This window comes from Syntrophomonas sp. UBA1041 (assembly GCF_002316705.1).
In the GTDB taxonomy this organism is placed as follows: domain Bacteria; phylum Bacillota; class Syntrophomonadia; order Syntrophomonadales; family Syntrophomonadaceae; genus DTU019.
This window is the reverse complement of the sequence record NZ_DCEA01000044.1, coordinates 13,382-16,045: the sequence shown is the minus strand read 5'-3', so window position 1 is coordinate 16,045 and position 2,664 is coordinate 13,382. Positions and strand designations below refer to the sequence as shown.

General features: G+C 49.1%; 3 protein-coding genes. All 3 read left to right on the top strand.

Annotated elements, in window-relative coordinates; genetic code table 11:
- Positions 1-240 precede the first annotated feature (240 nt).
- Positions 241-1,416 carry a thiolase family protein gene (locus B2633_RS07065; RefSeq protein WP_061213587.1) on the top strand — a complete coding sequence of 392 codons (1,176 nt, stop codon included), beginning with the start codon at positions 241-243 and terminating at the stop codon, positions 1,414-1,416.
- A gap of 4 nt (positions 1,417-1,420) precedes the next feature.
- On the top strand, positions 1,421-1,798 hold the full coding sequence (locus B2633_RS07060) for a Zn-ribbon domain-containing OB-fold protein (protein ID WP_061213588.1): 378 nt from the start codon (positions 1,421-1,423) through the stop codon (positions 1,796-1,798).
- Between the two features lie 68 nt (positions 1,799-1,866).
- Entirely contained in the window at positions 1,867-2,532 is a 666-nt protein-coding gene (locus B2633_RS07055) for an HAD family hydrolase (protein ID WP_061213589.1), read from the top strand.
- Positions 2,533-2,664 lie beyond the last annotated feature (132 nt).

Sequence of the window (2,664 nt, the reverse complement as noted above, 5' to 3'; positions counted from 1 at the left end):
TGTCACTATTAAGGTTGTGACCATGGACGGGAGATTAGCGCGGTACCCCTTGAGACGCGAGACGAGCCGTTGGTGTTGCCCATGCGGAGACTGCGAGCGGAATATTTATGCAAGCTGATGCATAATTATTACTTTTTGCAGCGGAATCAGGGTTCTATTGTTCACATTTTGATATTCCTTGAATTAAATTTATAGGGGAAATACCATCATCATGTTTCGCTTTTGAAAGGAGAAATATATATGGCACCTGGTCAAAGAGCTGCTATCTCTGGTATAGGTGAGTTAAGACCGATAAAAAACTCCGGGGGAAGAAAAAGCCTGGAATTGCTGGCGGAAGCAGCAGCCCTGGCGATAAAGGATGCTGGGCTGGGCAAGAAGGATATTGACGGACTGCTGCTTACTCCTCCCAGTGAGGACACTTCCTTCATGTGGCCGGCGCAGGTGGCGGAATACGTACAGTTTTCACCTGTTTTCCTAAATACGGTTGAATTAGGAGGAGCCAGTGCTGTTGGAACGGTGGCTCGGGCATCAATGTTGGTAGCAGCGGGGATTTGCCGGCACTGCCTTTGCCTGAGCGGAGGGGTGTGGGACAGCCAGGTCTTTAATACCCGGGAAGGAAAGATAGCGGTTATGTCGCAGGCGGAAATAGATTATGAACTGCCTTTGGGACCGATGGGCTTCAACTCCGGTTATGCTCTGGTAGCCCGGCGACATATGTTTGAATATGGAACCAAAGCGGAGCAGTTGGCTAAAATTGCCGTAGACCAGAGAACGAATGCCCTGGCTAATCCATATGCCCTCTTTAATGAGAAAGCAATTACGATAGAAGAGATATTATCTTCTCCCATGATTGTTGACCCCATTCATCTTCTGGAGATTGTACGCCCATGCAGTGGTGCGGCGGCAATAACCGTCAGCCGCTTGGAGGAAGCTTACGATATGCCCCATTCTCCGATATCTATCCTGGGCTGGGGCGAAGCCTGCACCCATAATTCCATCCTTTATGCCCCCTCCTTGACTAGCAGCCCGGTAAAGATGGCGGCTGAACGGGCCTTTCAAATGGCAGGACTGATTCCGGGGGATATCGAGTTACTTTCCCTTTATGACTGTTACCCCATAACAGTGTTGATAACCCTGGAAGATGCCGGGTTTTGTCCCAAAGGGAGCGGCGGGGATTTTGTGGAGTCAACTGATTTGACCTACCGGGGCAGTCTACCCTGCAACACCCATGGCGGTCAGCTCTCTTGTGGCCAGGCTTCCTATGCCGGGGGCATGTCACATCTCACCGAAGCTGTGCGGCAACTGCGCGGCGAGGCGGGAAAACGGCAGGTGAAGAAAAATCACCTGGCCTTTGTCAACGGCAATGGGGGAGTTTTTAGTACGGAATGCAGTTTGATTTTGGGAAGGGAAGGGTAAGCTTATGGAATACCGGGAATTTTATCAGAAGAAACTGGATGAGGGTGAACTCTATTTGCAGTTTTGCCCTGATTGTCAGGATTATATTTTTTACCCACGCAGCCTTTGTCCTAAATGCCTGAAATCAGATTGGGAGTGGAGAAAGCTTAGCGGAAAGGCAGTACTATATTCATATACCGTGGTTCACTACAGTGCCCTGCCGGAATTTAAGGAAGATACTCCTTACGTTCTGGCTTTGGTAGAGCTGGCGGAAGGCCCTCGTATGCTGGCCCATCTGCCGGGATTGCCCTTTGATGAATTACAGGTGGGCCTGGCACTGCAGCTTAGCAGCATTAACAGAGAGGGAAGAAGAATTCCAGCCTTCCAAGTGGTGCCAAATTGAGGAGGCTATTGGTATAAGCAGGATATAAATCGATATTACTAAGTTCAGAACTATTTCCGGAGGTATTAATGAAACTGGCGATATTTGACTTTGATGGAACCCTTTTGAGCAGGGATACCCTGCCTTGCCTGGGGCGGGAATGGATAAGACAAAAAAGATCTATATTACGCTACTTTTTGGTTTATCTTTCCATAGCTCCGGATTTGCTCTGGTACAGGATTGGACTCATATCCCGGGAGAGAATGAAAGCAGCTGCATTCAGAAAGTTCAACTACCTGTTCTCCGGGATGAGTGCTGAGGAGATAACACTTTTCTTTCATGAAGCCTATCCTGGATTGAGAAAACACTTCAATAGCAGGATAATTGAAGAGATCAGCCTGGCCCGAAGCCAGGGTTATCACTGTGTGCTGCTTTCCGGCTCTTATTTTGAACTTATGAAAATGGTGGCGGCTGATCTGGGCCTGAACACAGTCATAGCTGCACGACTGGCCTTTAAAGACGGAATATTCGATCCTAAAGGGGATACTCCTTTTATAAATGGGGAAAGTAAGTGTTCACTTTTGCAGGAGGCTTTTGGCGGGCAGGAGGTGAACTGGGAGGCCAGCCGCTGTTTTGCCGATAGTGTGGCTGATGTAAAGGTGATGGGAATGGTGGGAGAACCGGTTGCAGTTAATCCTGATCCCGGACTCCTTTCCCATGCCCGTCGGGAAGATTGGAGAGTGCTCAGCGGTTGAGCGGGTGCAGTTATGTGGGGGCGATATTGACTAAAGACGATTTAATTGATATCATATTTCTTGCGTCGGGATGTGGCTCAGCTTGGTAGAGCGCCTGGTTCGGGACCAGGAGGCCGCAGGTTCAAATCCTGT